We start from the raw sequence: 18,070 nt of genomic DNA on the forward strand, positions 1-18,070 counted from the left end.
ACTTTATGGAAAGAGATGCAATAGCCAGGATAGCGGTTGAGTATTGCTGGTCTATGAAGGAAAAAGAGAACGCTTTTGAAGAGGCGGTTGCCAAAACTGTTGAATTTGTTAAAAATAGTTTGCCAGGCGGATTAGAAATTGATATGGAATGGCTTAAAGAGCATCTCAAATTATCCATTACGCAGGAAGTTTCGGACTATTTGATGCTCCAAGGAGAAGATCAAAAGACGAAAGACAAATGGTGGTCAGAGCAAAAAAATGATAATATGCTCGGCCATTGGAGCCGCTGGGCAAGATACCTCGGGAAAGTTAAAAATTGGAGCCCTGCAATTATTGACAGCATTGACAAGACCACTGATAAAATTCTTGATGCGGTAGATGACCCGAAAAGAAATACGCTGCTTTGCGACAGGCGCGGTCTTGTGCTTGGATATGTTCAATCCGGAAAAACTGCTCATTATACGGGCTTAATCAATAAAGCATTGGATGCTGGATTCCAGTTGATAATTGTTCTGGCAGGCATGCATGACAGCCTGCGCATTCAGACGCAGACAAGATTGGATGAGGAAGTTCTTGGTTTTGAAACGAGCATTGACGTTCTTCTGAAAAATGGCATGGTAGGCAAACTGATTGGCGTTGGCGAGCTGAGCTATCCATCTGAACTGAAACTCCGTACTTATACAACCCGAGATCCAAAAGGCGATTTCAATAAGGCGCGTGCGAATAAAATAGAGGATTTGGAAGGAAGGCCATCCGTTTTTATTGTTAAAAAGAATGCCACTGTTCTCAAGAATCTATATCAATTTTTTAGAACCGGGAATTTGACCAAAGCCCATTTGCTGAAGCAAGGAAAAGCAATAATCGCAAATATCCCGATGCTTATGATAGATGACGAGGCCGACCAGGCATCCGTGAATACAAAAGCAATAAGCGATGAGAATGGCAATATTCTGCCTGATTACGAGCCATCGCGGGTAAATGCGGAAATCAGAAGGATTTACACCTTGTTTTCCAACAAAGCGTATGTGGGATATACAGCTACTCCATACGCAAATATTTTTATTCATGATGAAGCAGGAACAGAGGAATATGGCAGCGAGCTGTTTCCGAAAGATTTCATTCTCTGTCTGCCCAAGCCTTCCAACTATATCGGACCGGCAGAATTCTTCGGGCTTAACCGCGATGATGGAGAGAGGATGCGCTTGATTAGAGAGGTTCAGTACGATCCGCTGTTTGTGCCTGCAAAAGCCAAAAAGGGCCACGTGCCGGAAAAATTGCCTGACACGCTTGTTGAAGCGATTGGAGCTTTTCTTATCGCATCATCAATACGTTTTTTCCGCGGTCAAAAGAATGACCACATGTCTATGCTGATTCATGCTGCGCGCTATACAGATATTCATTTTGAAATCAAGGATCTGGTAGCTGGAAAAATAAATGATATAAAAAACCGCTTGAGATATGAGGACCCGAAAGAACCTTCTTCTTTTGCAGCCAGGCTCGAATTGCTGTGGGAGGAGGATTTTGCTGAAACTTCATTGCATATGCGCCAAAGCTTTTTTGATTTGGCTGGTGAATGCGAAATGCCTGAGTGGCCAGCCGTGTTTGAAGGCATAGGTCATGTCCTGCAAAAGCTCGAAGTGCTTGCGGTTAATGGCATCAGCGATGACGAACTGAAATATAATGATTATCCTGAAGGGAGAATCGTAATAGCTGTTGGAGGAGACAAGCTCTCCCGGGGACTGACGCTGGAGGGGCTATCCACAAGCTATTTCCTTCGAGCATCGTCTTTTTATGATACTTTGATGCAAATGGGAAGATGGTTTGGATACAGGCCTGGATATCTTGATGTCTGCAGGCTTTATACAACGCCGACTCTGGCTGAGTGGTTCGGGCATATTGCTGTGGCAACAGAAGAGTTGCGCAGCGAGCTGTTCGACATGGACCAGCGGGGGGCTTTGCCCAAAGAGTACGGACTGAAAGTTCGAACGCATTCCGAGCTGTACATTGCCGCCAAAAACAAAATGCAGGCAGCCTATGAAATGCAGGATGATTACAGCAATATTGTGAGCGAGACTACCAAGTTCGAGCTTGATGACGAGGATTTTTTCCGCGACAATCAGAGCGCAGTGGACCACTTCATCAGGCAGCTTGGCGCGCCCGACGAGGATTATCTTCTCAAAAAGCGCCCGCGCAAATATGCTCAAGCCGCGAGCATGCCCAAGCACTATTTCTGGGAGCATGTTGACGGCTTCAGCATTTGCAGCTTTTTATCCGAATATAAAACTGCCCGCAACGCTCCGCGGGCAAACAGCTCCCGCCTGAGGGAGTATATCAGCAAACAGATGGCTAAAGGCGGTTTGACTGACTGGACGGTTTGCTTGATTAATGCTGGGGACAGCGGGCAGCAGACAGGAAAGGCGTTTGAAATTGGAGGTCTCCCGATAGAACGAGGGGTTAAAAGAGCCAAAGGCGAGAAAAGGGGTGCCAAAGCGTTTGGCCGCCTGCTTTCGCAGGATCACGAATATATTGATTTTGATGATGCCCAGATCGATAGGGTTGCTGAGCTGAGAACCAAGGCATCCAGCGCAAAAGGAAAGCGCTCCAAGATAATAAAAGACAGCCTTGGGGCTGATTGGGAAGCTGCTGCATATATTCGGCGCGAATTGAGAGGCAGTCAGCCCCACCATGGGCTTATGCTGATATACCCCATTGAAAAAGCAGACAGCGTATTCTCCAGCCTGCCGGAAGAGATTGTGCCCATTGGCATTGGCTTGGTGTTTCCGCCAAGCCATGAATCGACTCCTGTTTCATATATGGGCAACAATGTCTTCCGCGCTTTGGAAGAGGAGGACGCGCTGGAATGAGTAAAAATGTGATGCAGGCTCATGAAATTTTTTCTGCGCTGGATCAGGAATACCGCTCAAAGAATTGGACGGGGAAAGATCCCCTTTTATCGCGCCAAATGAAGCTGAGCCAGGAAATTTTGGCTGTTTTCGCTGTCAGGAAAATAGATGGGAGACATGTTCTATATTTTCAGTGCAATCCCGAAGATGCCTCAAAAGGGCACAAATATCCAGCCTGGAAAGGAATTTCTATTGAGTTTTCCGGCTTTGACAATTCAGGAATGGACGGATGCTTTGTGCGCATTGAGCAGCGCGAGGGAAGCGCCGACGAGGTGTATTTGGCGGTTTGCGATGATTTGTGCTCCTGCCTGGAAGGTGCTAATAGAGCAAATCTGCGCGAAAAGCTTTCTTCAGCGCTGGAGCGCTGGAGACGTTTTTTCTCTCTGCGCGACAGCATCAAGTTGACAAGAGAAGAGCAACTGGGCTTGTTCGGCGAGTTATGGTTGCTGCGCGGCATGCTTTTGAATGGTGTGGGCCTGCAGGCTATTGCCTGCTGGAAAGGGCCGTACCATGAGGTGTTTGACTATTCTCTGAACAATATGAGCATTGAAGTCAAAACTACGGCGGCCAAAATGCCGTACAAAGCCTATATCAGCAATGAAATGCAGCTTAATGACCGGCTTGCCGGAGGCACTCTTGCCTTGTGCTTTATAGCGGTCCAGCCTAATGATTCTTCCGGAGAAACTCTGGGGGATATTGTGAAAGGCATTGAAAACTGTGTCGGAAGCGACGAAGCTGCATCCAGCTTATTTAGGGACAAAATATTCGGGTGCGGATTGGGGAGTCCTTACATAGACAGCTATGCTGCAAGATATATTGTCAAGGAGCATGCTTTCTTCACTGTAAAGGAAGGGTTTCCCCGCATTTTGAGCGAGGACTTGCCAAATGGACTGGGAGATATATCTTATTCCCTGGAGATAAGCGCCTGCGCCAACTACAAAATCAGCGATCAACAATTCTGGCAGACTGCAAAACTGCACGCAAAGGAGGCAACTGCATGATATTGGAGGACTTTCATGCAATGATTTGCGAAGATGCCAGAGCTGAGCATGAGGCTGGCCGCTACCGCACAGCAGAGGAAGCCATGGAGGGAATTTTGTGCGGCTATCTGGAAGAAGAGCAGGTGATAAGCGATATCCAGCTGAGTCCCTATCAGAAAACCAGCTCCAGCAGGCAGGCGATGATGGTAAGCGCGCATGCATTTGATGAGAGAAATGCGACGCTCAGTTTGATTGCGGTTAAATGGGAACGCAGCAATAAGCTCACAAAGATGAGCAGAAACGATGCAAACCGCATGTTCAAAATGGCGCGCCGTTTTTATAGAAAAGCTAAAACAGGCATGTACAAGGAAATGGAGGAAACGGATACTGCCTATACTTTGGCGCAGATGATTTATGAGAGGCAGTCCTTTATCTCTATTGTCCGCATCATTTTAGTCTCGAACGCCATTATTGGCATAGAGCCCCCGGCAGACGCAGAGGAAGAAGATACTGTATTCTCATATGATGTATGGGATATTGACAGGATTTTCAGGCTTGTCGGACAAGCCGAGAGTGCAGGAGACAACAATATTGGCCTGAGGGATCAGTACGATTGCTGCCTAACCATGATGAAAATGCAGGCAGATCATCAGAAATACGACTGTTATGTCGGCATGCTTCCTGGAACTGTATTGGCGAGGCTCTACGATGAGCTTGGACAGCGATTGATTGAACGGAATGTGCGCTCTTTTCTGCAGGCCAAAAATGCTGTCAATAAAGGCATTCGGGATACAGTGCGCGATGAGCCGGAGATGTTCATGGCATACAACAATGGCATTTCAACGGTGGCGGAATGGATAGAATCTGATGATCTGGGCAATGGCATTGTCTCAGTGCACAGCCTCCACGGCTGGCAAATTGTCAATGGAGGGCAAACCACCGCATCTCTTGCCAACGCATATAAGGCGAAGCTGGATTTAAGCCAAGTGTTTGTTCCTATAAAGCTGACAATTCTTAAATCAGGAAAAAACCAGGACCGGATTATTGCTTATATATCCAAGTATGCGAACAGCCAAAACAAAATTACAATGTCGGATTTTAGCGCCAATACTCCCTGGCATGTTGAAATGGAAAAATTTTCGCGAAGAATATGGGTTCCGTCCCGGCAACGCATGCGCTGGTTTTATGAGCGCGCCCGCGGGCAATATCTCGTTGAGTTCAACAGGCAAAGCACTGCAGCTCGCAAAAGGAATTTCAGGCAAGAGAATCCCAAGAACCGTGTTGTTACAAAAACACTTGCAGCCAAGTGCATGATGTGCGCTATGCAGCAGCCGCATGTTGTCAGCAAAGGCTCTGAAACCAATTTTGTAAAATTCATGGAATTGGTCGAGGCTGGCAAAGTGCCATTCCCGGATGAGCGATATTATAAGCATATGATCGCAAATGTCATCCTTTTCAATAAATGCGACAGGATTGTAAAGCATTTGCAATTGGGAGACTACAAGGCAAATGTTGTGGCATATTCCATTGCTCTAGCTTATCGCCTCTTTGGAGGCAAGATTGATCTGGACAAAATATGGACCAAGCAGGACATAGATGAACAGCTTGAGTCTATGCTGGAAAAGCTGGCTCAAAAGGTATGGGATCATATAACTCATCCATCAGTTGAAGGAACCAATGTAACTCAATGGTGCAAGCGTGAAGAGTGCTGGAACCTCCTGCTCAGGCGTCAAGGAATTGAAGTTGCTCCGGCTGAAAAGGAGGATGATGAAGATGAAGAAGCTTAAAACAGTCGATTTGTTTGCAGGCGCGGGCGGGCTTAGCCTTGGATTTATGAGAACTGGCCGCTTTAATATTGTAGCTGCTGTAGAATGCGACAAGTATGCAGCCAAGACGTATGCTGAAAACCATAAGGGAGTTGAAGTGCTGCAAGAAGACGCATCAGAAATCTCGTTTAAAGAAAAAATAGAAGCGAAATACGGCAAAATAGATATTGTCATAGGCGGTCCCCCATGCCAAGGATTTTCAAATGCCAACAGGCAGAAAACCAGCCTTATCAGCGGAAATAACCAGTTGGTGCAGCATTATGTCCGAGCTATTGAGGAACTGAACCCTATTGTTTTTGTACTTGAAAATGTAAAGACACTGGAATCCAGCAAGCATTTTTTCTTTGTTGACAGCAGCAATATTGAAGAGGTGCGCGAATTAGGCATCCCAACAAAAAAAGAAAGAATTGCTATATGCGAGGGAGAAAAACCTGCAGCATTAATTGCTGATGTGCTTCCGCATATAGCCGATTTGGGTTTGTACAGAATAAAAAAGGAAAGGTACAGTCTGCTTCTCGCACTGTTTAAATTTTCACGCACCAGCGAGCGGGCTGCAAGATATGTCAAGGAACAAGAAAAAAAAATCAAGAAGCTGCTGGCAGATTGGGACCAGTTGCATGAAGCCTTTTGGAATGAAGATTGGGAACGCTTTTTTCGCGGCAGCAAAGAAATTTTATCAAAATTTGCATCCGGGGAGCAGGATTATTCCGTATATTTTGAAAGGCTGAAAACGCTTGCAGAAGTTGAAAAGGCAATAGAGCGACTGAATGAATTGCGGGAGAATCATATCGATTTTGAAATTCAGGTATCTGACAGCCGCATAGCGGCAATTGCTGATACTTTCAGTGTCAAGGATTACTTGGAGTATAAATTCAAAGCACTGGGATATGCCAGAGGCAAAGAATTTCTGAATGCGGCTGATTTTGGTGTGCCTCAAACAAGAGAACGCTTCATCATGATAGGTATAAAAGAAAAGACAATTGAGGGGGAAAAAATCAAGCTGCCGTCTCCCCTTCTTGAAAAGAAAGATTACAATACTGTTAGGGATGCTATTGAGGATTTGGAGAAGCTGGAAGCATCAATTCAAACAGATGCTCCAGAAATATATTCTATTTTCAAAGGAGGGGCAAAACTTGCCGCTCTGCTTTGCGACAGAGATTCAATAAGCAATCATGTGATTACCGATACAGGGGATACTGCCAAGGAAAGGTTTAAAGCCCTTGGCCAAGGAGAAAATTTTCATAATCTTGATGTGTCATTAAAGACAACATACTCTCTTCCAGAGCGGACGCAAAACACAATCTATCTGCGACTGCAGTATGATGAGCCTTCTGGAACTGTGATGAATGTTCGCAAGTCCATGTGGATTCATCCGAATTTGAATAGGGCGCTGAGTATTAGGGAAGCCGCAAGGCTGCAATCTTTCCCAAACAGCTTTGTTTTCTATGGAACAAAAAATTCACAATATCAGCAGGTAGGCAATGCAGTGCCGCCATTATTGGGGCAGGCTATTGCAGAGTGCTTGCTGGAGCAGTTAGGGATGTATTCCGAGAGTTCTTTATCTTATGATCTCGGAGTCGAAGGCGTAGAAAAAAAAGGATTGCAATTTGAAGATAGAGGCGATGGCATTGCCGGATATGTTTGATCCAGAGAAGCGGAGCGAAATCATGTCCCATATTCGCTCTAAAAATACCAAGGGGGAAATAATTGTACGCAAATATTTGCACCGGCTTGGTTTTAGATTTCGTCTGCATGACCCAAACCTTCCCGGCAAGCCGGATGTTGTCCTTCCTAAATATAAATGCGTAGTGTTTGTCCATGGATGCTTTTGGCATGCTCATCAAGGATGCAAATATTATCGTGATCCCAAGACAAATCCAGAATACTGGCTCCCCAAAATCCAACGAAACATAGACAGAGACAAGCAAGCAGTTCAGGAACTCTCATCTATGGGGTGGCATGTAGAAATAGTTTGGGAATGCGAGTTGAAAAAGAATGCTTCTGATCGCATGGATCATCTGGTTAATTCGATAAAGGAGCATGAACCAAAATCAGGCCGCAAATAGCTCTGATTGCGAAAAGCTGAATCTTTTATAGAGTTGGAATTTGCAAGGACAGTATTTAAAATAAATCAGCTTTAATAAGTTAATAAGTAGCGCTTTACTGAAATATTAAAAGTAGGAGAGTTTTTTGGATAAGCTTAAGACATATGAATCAATAATGAATAAGTTTGCAATAGATGCTGGTGATAGACTAAAAGAACTAGTATTTGCAATTGCACCATTATATTCAAAAGCTTCCCCGTTGCCAGACAAAATACAGTATTCGCTGGTCCAGCTATATGCAAGCTTGATAGAAACTGCAGAGAGCTTCATAATGTTAATTTCATTTGGACGCATATGGGATGCAAAATTTCTTAGCAGAATGGCTGCAGAAGGAGCATTAAAATTTCTTTACATTTTCAAAGGAACAAATGAAGAAATACTGTCTAAGTTGGATGAATATTTAAATATTATTCCTTCTATAAACAGGCTTAAGCTTCATAATGCGGCCAGAAATCTGGTTGAAAAAGCTGGAGTTGAGCCATTAAAGCATCAAGCGTTGCATGATGCTTTAGTATCTGAAGAAGAAATAAAAAGATTTAAGGCAGGCATTCTGATAAGGAATTAAATAGGATTTACAGCAGATGGCAAAATAATGGCCTTCTAAAATTGCTTGAGGATGAGCTTGACCCCAATTTATATATAAGCCTGGTATATGACTATAAACTAAGCAGTCAAATAGCGCATTTAGATGCTGATATTTTGGAGCAAAAGAAAGATATTGCTAATGATATGAATGAAGGTAAATATGGAAAAGCAATTTCATTAGGTGCAAGCACGTTGGCAAATGCTCTTATTCTTTTGTTGATTTGCACTTTGAAATTTATGCATTTGCAGGGCATAGATCCTGAAAATTTTGATAGGCAATTGACAGAGTATCATAAGATGATATTAAAGTTGCACGAGATTGAGGGCATGGCATGGGAAAAAGAAGTAGAAGAGATATATCGAAACCTCATACTTTAAATAAATCAAGATTTTATTAGGGATTTTCTTCAAAGGTTATTACAGCATACAAAAATTCGAAAATTACTATTTTAACTATTATAGTGCTGCCAAAGACATAGCATGTATATCTATAGGCTTTATCTTGAACATCAATCCAATCAAGCAGGCATAGAGAAAATTCCATGCCTTCATCAGTTTTTGCCTTAATTATATAAATTTTATCGTAAATTCTAGATCCTATTTCCGGCAGCAATTCATCATTCAGATTAAAACAGGAGTCAATCTCTTCAATTTCATCGGCACATAAATTGGGGAGAAATTTATAAAAAATGGAATTGCATTTCCCAGACCAACTATAGGATTTGTAGCCAATACTTAGTTCATATACCGCATGGCCTAGTGCCAGCTTTTCAAGTACGTTGCTTATTCTATAATCTGTAAGAGCATAGGGATTAACTGATAATGTTTGATTCTGGAGATTTTTTATCAAGCTGTCCACTTCGGCTGCGATGTTTTGATATTTTTCTATTCGCGAAATAGTTTCATTGCAAAATTCATAATCTTGATAATAGCATTTTTTTAGCTTTTCGATACATAAATAAACAAAAATCTCGTCGAGGGAATATCCACTGTTGCATTTGCTGCATGAAGGAACAATGCTTAGGTTTTCAGGGTAAGGTTTGCGTATAAACACCTTTGATGGCACGTGCTCTCTGGAATCTGCTTTTTCTCCGCAATAAATGCATTCAGAATAACTATCGCGATCATACTTGATTCGATGCAGAATTCTATTGTCAACATAAGGATTCCGTTGTTTCATAACAGACCACCTGTTCAAATAGCTCAACTAATTAAATTAGAGAGTATGTATATTGCATTGGGATTGCATTTTAAGATTATGCAATGATTAAGAGAACGTCAATATATGGATATGGTGTTCTCTTTTCATTATATAACATATAACAAATAAAAAAGCCGTTTGCTTTATTATCCCGATAAAGCAGGCGGCCTTTTTGCGTGAAAGGAGGAATTTCAAGTGTCAAAAGTAATCGCCCTTGCCAACCAGAAAGGCGGCACGGGCAAAACGACCACAACGGTCAACCTGGGTATCGGCCTTGCGATGCAGGGAAAAAAAGTGCTTTTAGTGGATGCGGACGCGCAAGGCAACCTAACGGATTCGTTGGGCTTCCATGAGCCGGACAATCTACCTGTTTCACTGGCGACCGTTTTAACCAAAAGCATGTTGGAGGAACCGTATGAACCTGACGAGGGTATCCTCCACCATGCGGAGGGCGTTGACCTCATGCCGGGCAACATTGAGTTGTCGGCCATTGAGGTTTCCCTCGTCAACACCATGAGCCGGGAAACGGTGCTGCGTAGCTACATCAATACCGTCAAAGATAGGTATGATTATGTGCTGATCGACTGTATGCCGAGTTTAGGCATGATGACCATCAACGCCCTTGCTGCTGCGGACAGCGCAATTATTCCTGTACAGGCCCACTATTTGCCTGCCAAAGGAATGACGCAGCTTTTACAGACCACAGCCAGGGTAAGGCGGCAAATCAATCCGAAGCTGATCATTGACGGCGTTCTGGTGACAATGGTGGATAACCGCACCAACTTTGCCAAAGACATTTCCTTTATCCTGCGCCGCGACTATGGCGACAAGCTGCGCATTTTCCAAACGGAAATCCCCCTATCTATTCGTGCGGCTGAAACCAGCGCCAAAGGAAAGAGCATTTACCTTCACGACCCCCATGGTCTGGCGGCAAAAGCCTATGAAGCCTTTACAAAGGAGGTGGAGAACATTGGCGAAAAGCAGCGCAAGAGACAACATCAAGCTGGCCTCAGTAGATGATCTGTTTACTACCGAGGAAAGCCGCGCCGAGCAGCAGCGCGAAAAGGTGATGGATATTCCCCTGTCGGAAATCAGTGATTTTCCCAACCACCCTTTTAAGGTAAAAGCGGATGAGGCCATGCTGGAAATGGCAGACAGCGTAAAGCAATACGGTGTTTTAATCCCCGGCCTTGTTCGGCCCAAAGCGGACGGCGGCTATGAAATGGTTGCCGGACACCGGCGCAAAAAGGCAAGCGAGCTTGTGGGTAAGGAAACCATGCCCTGCATTGTCCGAGAAATGGATGACGACGCCGCGACAATTATCATGGTTGACAACAACCTGCAAAGGGAAAGCATCCTGCCAAGTGAGAAAGCCTTCGCCTATAAAATGAAGCTGGAAGCCATGAACAGGCAGGGACAACGGACAGATTTAACTTCTGTTCAACTTGAACAGAAGTTAAAAGGAACATCATCAAGAGAAATCTTAGCAAAACAATCTGGTGAAAGCGATCCTCAAATATTCCGATATATCCGCTTGACTGAGCTAATTTCGCCCATTTTGGAAATGGTGGACGAAAAGCAAATCGCCTTTAACCCTGCTGTGGAGCTTTCCTACCTGGCCGAAAAGGAACAACAGGAGCTTTATGAAACCATGCGATCGGAAGAATGCACCCCGTCTTTAGCGCAAGCACAGCGGATGAAGAAGCTCAGCCAGGACGGCAGGCTGAATATGGATGTCATCTTTTCCATTCTGACTGAGGAAAAGCCGAACCAAAAGGAAAAATTCAATATTCGGCGGGAACGCATTGACCGTTTTTTCCCTAGTAACTTTACCGAAAAACAGAAAGAGGACCTAATCGTTCAGCTTCTTGAAAGCTGGTACAAAAAGCGGCAGCGGGAACAGGAACGCTAAAACGCGGCAGATTCGCTCTTAAAGGAGAGCGTTTTTTTATGCCCTTTGGAAAGGAGGCGCTTAGATGTACTTTACGGAAGGGCGGCTGCAGGCCTATGAGCGCATGATGCAGGAGAAGCCGAAGCATGAACACGATCCCGTAAAAACTATGCCGGATCGGGATTGCAAGCATTGCCTTCATTACGATAAGCAGCAAGAGAAATGCAGCAAAGAGAGATGTATTGTTTTTAAAGAGTAAAATACACAATTCTATACTAAAGGGGTAGTCCGCCTGTTTATAAAACATGCAGACAGCGCCTCCTTCCTTCGCCCTTCTCCATGCCTCGCTCCTTAAAAACTACCAGCCGAAAAAAGAAATATCCCTGCCTTTCGGCAGGTAATACAAGAAATAGCTTGCATGAAGCGGTAGAACGAACAGCCACAGGGTGTTCCGAACCCTGTTATGGTGCAGAACCGCAAGGTTGACGCCTTGGTAGTCAAGATAAGGGCAACCGCCAAATTCACTATGCATATGGCGAAACTGACCGTCAAAGCCGCCGCCGCGCTGACCAAGAGCCTGATTGCCCTGGTGGGGGCAGGCGGGGCCGTCCTTGCCCTGTTCCTGATTATTATCGCCGTGGCCGCCTTGTTCGCGTCTCCCTTTGGCCTTCTCTTTTCCGATGAGAACCAGGATGCGGGGGTAATACCCGTCTCCGTGGTGATACAGGAGGTGAACGAGGAATACAACCAGCGGATAGAGGAAATCAAGAACGAAAATACATGGGACACGCTGGATGTTCAGTACGTCGGCACCGGAGGCAGCCGGGGCAATATCTGGATAGACATTCTGTCCGTGTTCGCCGTTAAAACCGCCCTGACCGATGACGGCATGGATGTCGTCACCATCGACCAGACCCGTGTTGACCTCATCCGGGAGGTATTTTGGGATATGACAGAAATTGACCACTGGATAGAAACCGTGGCGCATACCGACAGCGACGGGGGAACATGGTACGAGCGCGTTCTGCATATCGCAGGGGAGCAGGCGGCAGTCTATCGCTTTAACGACGACCAGAGGGAAGTGCTGGAGGATCTTCTGAGCGGCGACTATGACCAGTATTTTATAGCCCTGATCACGGGTTTGAGACACCTGGGGGACGGAACGGAGGTTATCGCGGAGGGCTTTTATATCTGGCCCAGCGCCGCCAGTGACTATGTAACTTCCTTTTTTGGCACCAGGCTGCATCCCATTCTGGGCATTTACAAAACCCACACCGGTATCGACATCGGTGCGGGATACGGAACAGCGATACTGGCTGCCGCGGACGGCGTGGTCACAACCGCAGCTTACGATGCGGGCGGCTACGGGAACTATCTCATTATCGACCACGGCAGCGGCAATATGAGCCTTTACGCCCACATGAGCCAAATGAGCGCCGCTTTCGGGCAGACGGTGACACAGGGTCAGACTATCGGCTTGGTGGGCAGCACAGGATTGTCCACAGGTCCGCATCTGCACTTTGAGGTTTATGCCGGAGGCACCAGGGTCGACCCCCTGCTGTACTTCTCCAATTATACGGCAGCATGGTAAGTGTTGGCTTCTTAAAAAGAAAGATAACGGGATCGAATAGTACCATTTCAGTTAATAATATCTTGACAATATGACTGGGCAGTCATACAATATTATTATAATATGACGGGGTGGTCACACGCAGTGGGTTTAGCTATTATTTACGTACTATATGACCACCCAGTCTCTAGAGGGGGAAAAAAATGCCCAAAAGTACTTTCTTTAATTTGAGCGAAGAGAAGAAGAAGCGAATATTTGATGCTGCCGTACAGGAGTTTTCCACCCGGCGTTTCAGCGAAGCATCCATCAGCCAAATTGTCAAGAATGCAGGTATACCAAAGGGCAGTTTCTATCAATATTTTGCCGACAAAGAAGACATTTATCTTTATATGGTGGAAAAAGTCTCACAGGATATACATGAGATTATAGGAGCCTTCAACCCAGATGCCAGCTTTTTTGAAAACATTATGCAAAGAGCCGAAGGAACCATTAAAGTAGGCAAGATGAGACCAGAGTATACCAAGATAGGCGCGTTGACGGTGATTGATAACAGCGAATTCATTCTGCAACTCCTAAGAGCATCCAACAAAAAGTACATCGAAATAATCGAGCGTGATAAACAGCGCGGTCTAATCAAGATGGAAATCGACTCCGAAGTTGTTATTAAATTGATTTATATCTTCGTTTTTAATGAATATTTATACAGTGGGTTTGACGAGACCCGGTATTTAAAGAAAGTGGAAAGTGCAGTTCAAATAATCAAGGAAGGTATTGCCATCCATCAGGATTAATTGGACATGTTGATTCATTTGGTAGGGACATCAAGTTTAAAGAGGTTAAATATGAGTTCGTATGTGCTTAGTTTTGAGGGAATAGATAAAACAAAGCACGTCATAGCCGGAGATTAAGCCAATATGGAGATAATTAATTGGAGGGGATATCAATGAAAAAGAATAAAACTAGTTATTCCGCATCAATAATAACCTACTGTCGAGCCTATCATGCGGCGCATGATGAACCAAAGATATTTGATGACTTTTTGGCAGGTCACTTGCTTACAGAAGAGCAACGCACAAACTTCGACGGGATGATATACAAATCTAATAAGGTACTCTATTATATAGGCTCCCGAAAGGCTGTTCCCTCCGTCATAAAATTTTTTCTTCCCCGGCGTGTTAAACGTACTTTTGAAGCTATTGCTCCCCAAGACTTGAACCTGATCTCCAGCCCAACGTCGGCCGTGGATTGGTATATGCATGCTCATGGAGCTCCCGCATTGGCAGTCAGCAGGGCCAGGTATACCGAAGACAGCCTGGTGGAGGCTGTCAGGAAAGGAGTAAAGCAGTACGTGATCTTGGGAGCAGGGATGGACACCTTTGCCTTCCGGTGCCCGGAACTGATGGAGAAGCTTCGGGTATTTGAGGTGGACCATCCGGCTACCCAAGCTTTTAAGCGTCAACGCCTCACTGAATTGGGTTGGGAGATTCCAAAGCAACTATATTTTGTTCCGGTAGATTTCACGCACCAAAGGCTTGATGAGGCGCTTAAAAATTCATCGTATGACCCGAAAGCCTTGGGCTTCTTTAACTGGCTAGGTGTCACTTACTACCTGCCTCGTGAAACTGTATTGGATACCCTGCGCACAGTTGCAGGTATCGCCCCCAAAGGCAGTACTGTTATTTTTGATTACCTGGATACAGATGCCTTTGACCCTGCAAAAGTAGCTCCACGGGGACAGTGGTTTTTGTGGTCTCATAAAGCAGGTGAAAAAATGAAATCCGGGTTTGACCCGTCGACCTTGTCTCACGACCTGGACGCTTTAGGGCTGCGTCTTAAGGAGAATTTAAGCCCTTCAAATATTGAAAAGCTCTACTTCCAGGGACACACAGGCAACTACCATGCCCAGGAACATGCCCATTTTGCCTGTGCGGTTGTGGAATAGCATAGGTAATTATGAAACATTGAAGCGGACAAATACGTGTGGTTACTGGCCACTTTATGCTTCCATAAATTGTTGATTCTTGGGCAGGGACATCAAGTTTAAAGAGGTTAAATATGAGTCCATATGTACTTGGTTTCGAGGAAATAGATAAAACCAAGCTCGCCATAGTCGGCGGCAAGGGCGCTAACCTGGGGGAACTGTCCAGAATTGAAGGAATTAGTGTACCGGCGGGCTTTTGCGTTTCTATTGAAGCCTATAAAGAAATAATTGAGGACAATAAAGAACTTAACCAGTTGCTGGATCAGTTGTCTCTTTTTCAGCCAGGCGAGCTGGAAAAGATCAGCCAGATCAACGCGAAGATCCGCACGGTCATTGAGGAGATCGCTATCGCTAAAGAAATCGAAGAGCAAATCGCTTCGTACATCACCTTACTAGGCGAAAACAATGCCTATGCAGTGCGCTCCAGCGCCACCGCGGAAGACCTGCCCGCCGCTTCCTTCGCCGGACAGCAGGACACGTATCTAAACATTATAGGAAAAGATGCCATTCTTAAGCATATCAGCAGGTGCTGGGCGTCGCTGTTTACTGATCGTGCTGTAATCTACCGCATGCAAAATGGGTTTGACCATCGCAAGGTCCATCTGTCTGTGGTCGTACAGCAGATGGTTTTTCCCCAGGCGTCGGGGATTATGTTTACCGCCGATCCCGTCACATCCAATCGCAAAGTGCTGTCCATCGACGCCAGCTTCGATCTTGGCGAAGCCCTGGTCTCCGGCCTGGTGAATCCTGACATCTATAAAGTACGGGAGGGCATGATCGTCGATAAAAAGATATCCACCAAAAAGCTGGCCATCTATGCCCTGGAAAAAGGAGGCACCCGGAAACGGGAGATCGAGCCCCAGCGGCAGAATAAGCAAACCCTGACGGACGAGCTGATTTTACAGCTTGAAGGTCTGGGCAGAAAGATCGAAGCCTACTTTGGTTCGCCCCAGGACATTGAATGGTGCCTTTATGCAGATACCTTCTATATCGTTCAGAGCCGCCCCATCACCACCTTATACCCCCTGCCTAATGTAAGCGACGGAAAAAACCGTGTATATATATCCTACGGCCACCAGCAGATGATGACCGAACCCATCACACCATTGGGAATGTCCTTCTGCCAGATTTTTCTCAAGGACCATACACTACGCTCAGCCGGCGGCAGGTTGTTTTACGATTATACTCATGACCTGGTCTCGCTGGCGGGAAGAAAAATAGCGTTGAGAACATTTGGTGAAATGGATCTTTTGATAAAAAACGCCATGCTGAATTTATTCAAGCGAAAGCAATTCTTAAAGACTTTGCCGCGGGGGGAAAGAGTACTCCGTATGGGGGCAGAGGGACTATCCTGGGCGCTTCCCGTTCAGGCCGTAAATATCTACCGCAAAAATGACCCCGCCCTGATTAAAAATCTCATTTCCCGCAACCAGGAATCGGTCCGGGATCTGCAGCAAAGGATCGCAGTTGTATCCGGAGATGAACTGTTTGATTTCATTTTACAGGACCGTAAGCGATTAATGCAAATCATAGCTGACCCCCAAAGCGTGGCAGCATGGATAGTCGGGATGCTGGCCGCAAATTGGATCAATAAGAAAATGGAAAAATGGCTGAACGAAAAAGGTGCAGTCGACGTGCTCTCTCAATCGGTAGACAACAATATTACTTCCGAAATGGGGCTTGACCTTTTGGATGTAGCCGATGCTGTCCGAAAATATCCGGCAGTAATTGATTATTTTCATCATGCCAGTGATGAGACTTTTTTTGAAGACCTGTCCAGGCTGGAAGGCGGTGAGGCGGTCAGCCCAGCCATACAGGCATTCCTTGAAAAATACGGCATGCGCTGTTCCGGTGAGATCGATATCACCAGGCTCCGTTGGAGCGAACATCCCACCGCGCTTATTCCCATGATCTTCAGCAATATCAGAAACTTTGAGCCGGGTGCCCACAGGATTAAATTGGAGCAGGGGCTTAAAGAAGCGAAGGAGAAAGAACAGGAGCTCTTAGGCCGCCTGCAACAATTGCCCGGCGGCAAAAGAAAGGCAAAAAAGACGAAGAAGATGATCGGCATTGTGCGCAATTTGATCGGCTACCGGGAATATCCCAAATATGCCAATATGCAACGCAACTACATTTATAAGCAGGCACTGTTGAAAGAGGCCGGAAAGCTTGTGCAAAAGGGGCTTATCCGGAAAGAGGAGGATATCTATTACCTGACTTTTGAGGAACTCAAAGAGGCAGTTAAAATAAACTGCTTGGATTACGGTATTATCACCAAGCGAAAAGAGGAATACGAGGTCTATGAAAAGCTGACGCCGCCGCGATTAATGACCTCCGAGGGGGAGGTCATCATGGGAGAATACGATACCGGCAACATTCCCAAAGGTGCTTTGGCGGGTACACCCGTTTCAAACGGTGTCATCGAGGGACGAGCACGGGTTGTTTTAAAATTGGAGGACGCCATCATAGAAGAAGGTGATATCCTGGTCACCAAATTCGCCGACCCCGGTTGGACACCGCTCTTTGTATCCGTCAAAGGCCTGGTGACGGAAGTGGGCGGAATGATGACCCACGGAGCCGTTATTGCCAGAGAATACAGCCTCCCTGCTGTTGTCGGGGTGGATGATGCCACTAAGCTGATTAAAGACGGGCAGCGAATTCGCCTCAACGGTTCGGAAGGATATGTAGAAATCCTGTAAGGATGTTTGATTAAGTAGCCACGGGGCAGCTCCAATAGATGTTTAAATGTTATAGTAGTCTGTCAACTCTTAACTGCGGATAAAGTCTTTTCAATTTGATTCTGGCATCCACGGTAGTAAATTGCCAATCAACACCTAATTGGGCAGAGTATCTTGAGCTTTCCCATGCTGTTAATTCGGTATTCAAGAGATCAAGATTATTAACTCAACTTTCTGACTAAAAAATCCGGCTGAAAAGCCCAATAAATCAATATAATAATCATTAAAAAAACCCATATTGACGCCAAAAGTGCATCCCCGTTTGGTAAAATGTTAATAACCACAAAAAC

The 18,070-nt window shown here is 45.4% G+C and carries 15 protein-coding genes; 14 read left to right on the top strand and 1 reads right to left on the bottom strand.

Annotated features, from left to right (window positions below):
* Positions 1-5: 5 nt before the first annotated feature.
* From AWB54_RS12260 to AWB54_RS12290, 7 genes are all read left to right on the top strand, one after another.
* A complete protein-coding gene (locus AWB54_RS12260) occupies positions 6-2,864 on the top strand; it encodes a Z1 domain-containing protein (protein WP_061214885.1) in 2,859 nt (952 codons plus the stop codon).
* Positions 2,861-3,904, top strand: a complete 1,044-nt coding sequence (locus AWB54_RS12265; protein WP_061214886.1) for a PD-(D/E)XK motif protein — start codon at positions 2,861-2,863, stop codon at positions 3,902-3,904. Before AWB54_RS12260 ends, AWB54_RS12265 begins: the two co-directional genes overlap by 4 nt.
* Positions 3,901-5,670 (top strand): AIPR family protein, encoded by a 1,770-nt coding sequence (locus tag AWB54_RS12270; protein WP_061214887.1) that lies wholly within the window; start codon positions 3,901-3,903, stop codon positions 5,668-5,670. Before AWB54_RS12265 ends, AWB54_RS12270 begins: the two co-directional genes overlap by 4 nt.
* The gene (locus tag AWB54_RS12275; protein WP_061214888.1) at positions 5,657-7,354 is read left to right on the top strand and encodes a DNA cytosine methyltransferase; all 1,698 of its coding nucleotides are present in this window, start codon (positions 5,657-5,659) and stop codon (positions 7,352-7,354) included. The genes AWB54_RS12270 and AWB54_RS12275 overlap by 14 nt, the downstream gene beginning before the upstream one ends.
* On the top strand, positions 7,317-7,775 hold the full coding sequence (locus AWB54_RS12280) for a very short patch repair endonuclease (RefSeq protein WP_235811181.1): 459 nt from the start codon (positions 7,317-7,319) through the stop codon (positions 7,773-7,775). Before AWB54_RS12275 ends, AWB54_RS12280 begins: the two co-directional genes overlap by 38 nt.
* A 124-nt stretch (positions 7,776-7,899) precedes the next feature.
* Positions 7,900-8,379, top strand: coding sequence for a DUF5677 domain-containing protein (locus tag AWB54_RS12285; RefSeq protein WP_061214889.1), 480 nt, complete (start codon positions 7,900-7,902; stop codon positions 8,377-8,379).
* Between the two features lie 41 nt (positions 8,380-8,420).
* The gene (locus AWB54_RS12290; RefSeq protein ID WP_061214890.1) at positions 8,421-8,777 is read left to right on the top strand and encodes a hypothetical protein; all 357 of its coding nucleotides are present in this window, start codon (positions 8,421-8,423) and stop codon (positions 8,775-8,777) included.
* Positions 8,778-8,793: 16 nt separating this feature from the next.
* Here AWB54_RS12290 and AWB54_RS12295 read toward each other — a convergent pair whose 3' ends face one another.
* Positions 8,794-9,579 (bottom strand): hypothetical protein, encoded by a 786-nt coding sequence (locus AWB54_RS12295; protein ID WP_061214891.1) that lies wholly within the window; start codon positions 9,577-9,579, stop codon positions 8,794-8,796.
* 216 nt (positions 9,580-9,795) lie between these two features.
* On the opposite strand from AWB54_RS12295, the gene AWB54_RS12300 reads away from it, so the two are divergent.
* From AWB54_RS12300 to ppsA, 7 genes are all read left to right on the top strand, one after another.
* Positions 9,796-10,620, top strand: a complete 825-nt coding sequence (locus AWB54_RS12300) for a ParA family protein (protein WP_061214892.1) — start codon at positions 9,796-9,798, stop codon at positions 10,618-10,620.
* Entirely contained in the window at positions 10,571-11,512 is a 942-nt protein-coding gene (locus AWB54_RS12305; protein WP_394326496.1) for a ParB/RepB/Spo0J family partition protein, read from the top strand. Before AWB54_RS12300 ends, AWB54_RS12305 begins: the two co-directional genes overlap by 50 nt.
* 64 nt (positions 11,513-11,576) lie before the next feature.
* Positions 11,577-11,750 carry a hypothetical protein gene (locus AWB54_RS16065; protein ID WP_162839418.1) on the top strand — a complete coding sequence of 58 codons (174 nt, stop codon included), beginning with the start codon at positions 11,577-11,579 and terminating at the stop codon, positions 11,748-11,750.
* Positions 11,751-11,954: 204 nt separating this feature from the next.
* Complete coding sequence (locus AWB54_RS12310; protein WP_061214894.1) at positions 11,955-13,082, top strand: M23 family metallopeptidase; 1,128 nt, start codon at positions 11,955-11,957, stop codon at positions 13,080-13,082.
* A gap of 182 nt (positions 13,083-13,264) precedes the next feature.
* Complete coding sequence (locus AWB54_RS12315; protein ID WP_061214895.1) at positions 13,265-13,852, top strand: TetR/AcrR family transcriptional regulator; 588 nt, start codon at positions 13,265-13,267, stop codon at positions 13,850-13,852.
* Positions 13,853-14,004: 152 nt separating this feature from the next.
* A complete protein-coding gene (locus tag AWB54_RS12320; protein ID WP_061214896.1) occupies positions 14,005-15,003 on the top strand; it encodes a class I SAM-dependent methyltransferase in 999 nt (332 codons plus the stop codon).
* 113 nt (positions 15,004-15,116) lie between these two features.
* Positions 15,117-17,741: a phosphoenolpyruvate synthase gene (gene ppsA / locus AWB54_RS12325; RefSeq protein ID WP_061214897.1), complete on the top strand. Its 2,625-nt coding sequence runs from the start codon at positions 15,117-15,119 to the stop codon at positions 17,739-17,741.
* Positions 17,742-18,070 lie beyond the last annotated feature (329 nt).

Origin of the sequence: Syntrophomonas wolfei subsp. methylbutyratica (assembly GCF_001570625.1) — a bacterium.
GTDB lineage: Bacteria > Bacillota > Syntrophomonadia > Syntrophomonadales > Syntrophomonadaceae > Syntrophomonas > Syntrophomonas methylbutyratica.

What these genes read in the sequence shown, in the direction of transcription:
- AWB54_RS16065 (WP_162839418.1), top strand. Translation starts at nt 11,577, where the DNA reads ATGTACTTTACGGAAGGGCGGCTGCAGGCCTATGAGCGCATGATGCAG.
- ppsA (WP_061214897.1), top strand. Translation starts at nt 15,117, where the DNA reads ATGAGTCCATATGTACTTGGTTTCGAGGAAATAGATAAAACCAAGCTC.
- AWB54_RS12310 (WP_061214894.1), top strand. Translation starts at nt 11,955, where the DNA reads ATGGTGCAGAACCGCAAGGTTGACGCCTTGGTAGTCAAGATAAGGGCA.
- AWB54_RS12315 (WP_061214895.1), top strand. Translation starts at nt 13,265, where the DNA reads ATGCCCAAAAGTACTTTCTTTAATTTGAGCGAAGAGAAGAAGAAGCGA.
- AWB54_RS12270 (WP_061214887.1), top strand. Translation starts at nt 3,901, where the DNA reads ATGATATTGGAGGACTTTCATGCAATGATTTGCGAAGATGCCAGAGCT.
- AWB54_RS12265 (WP_061214886.1), top strand. Translation starts at nt 2,861, where the DNA reads ATGAGTAAAAATGTGATGCAGGCTCATGAAATTTTTTCTGCGCTGGAT.
- AWB54_RS12275 (WP_061214888.1), top strand. Translation starts at nt 5,657, where the DNA reads ATGAAGAAGCTTAAAACAGTCGATTTGTTTGCAGGCGCGGGCGGGCTT.
- AWB54_RS12260 (WP_061214885.1), top strand. Translation starts at nt 6, where the DNA reads ATGGAAAGAGATGCAATAGCCAGGATAGCGGTTGAGTATTGCTGGTCT.
- AWB54_RS12320 (WP_061214896.1), top strand. Translation starts at nt 14,005, where the DNA reads ATGAAAAAGAATAAAACTAGTTATTCCGCATCAATAATAACCTACTGT.
- AWB54_RS12295 (WP_061214891.1), bottom strand. Translation starts at nt 9,579, where the DNA reads ATGAAACAACGGAATCCTTATGTTGACAATAGAATTCTGCATCGAATC.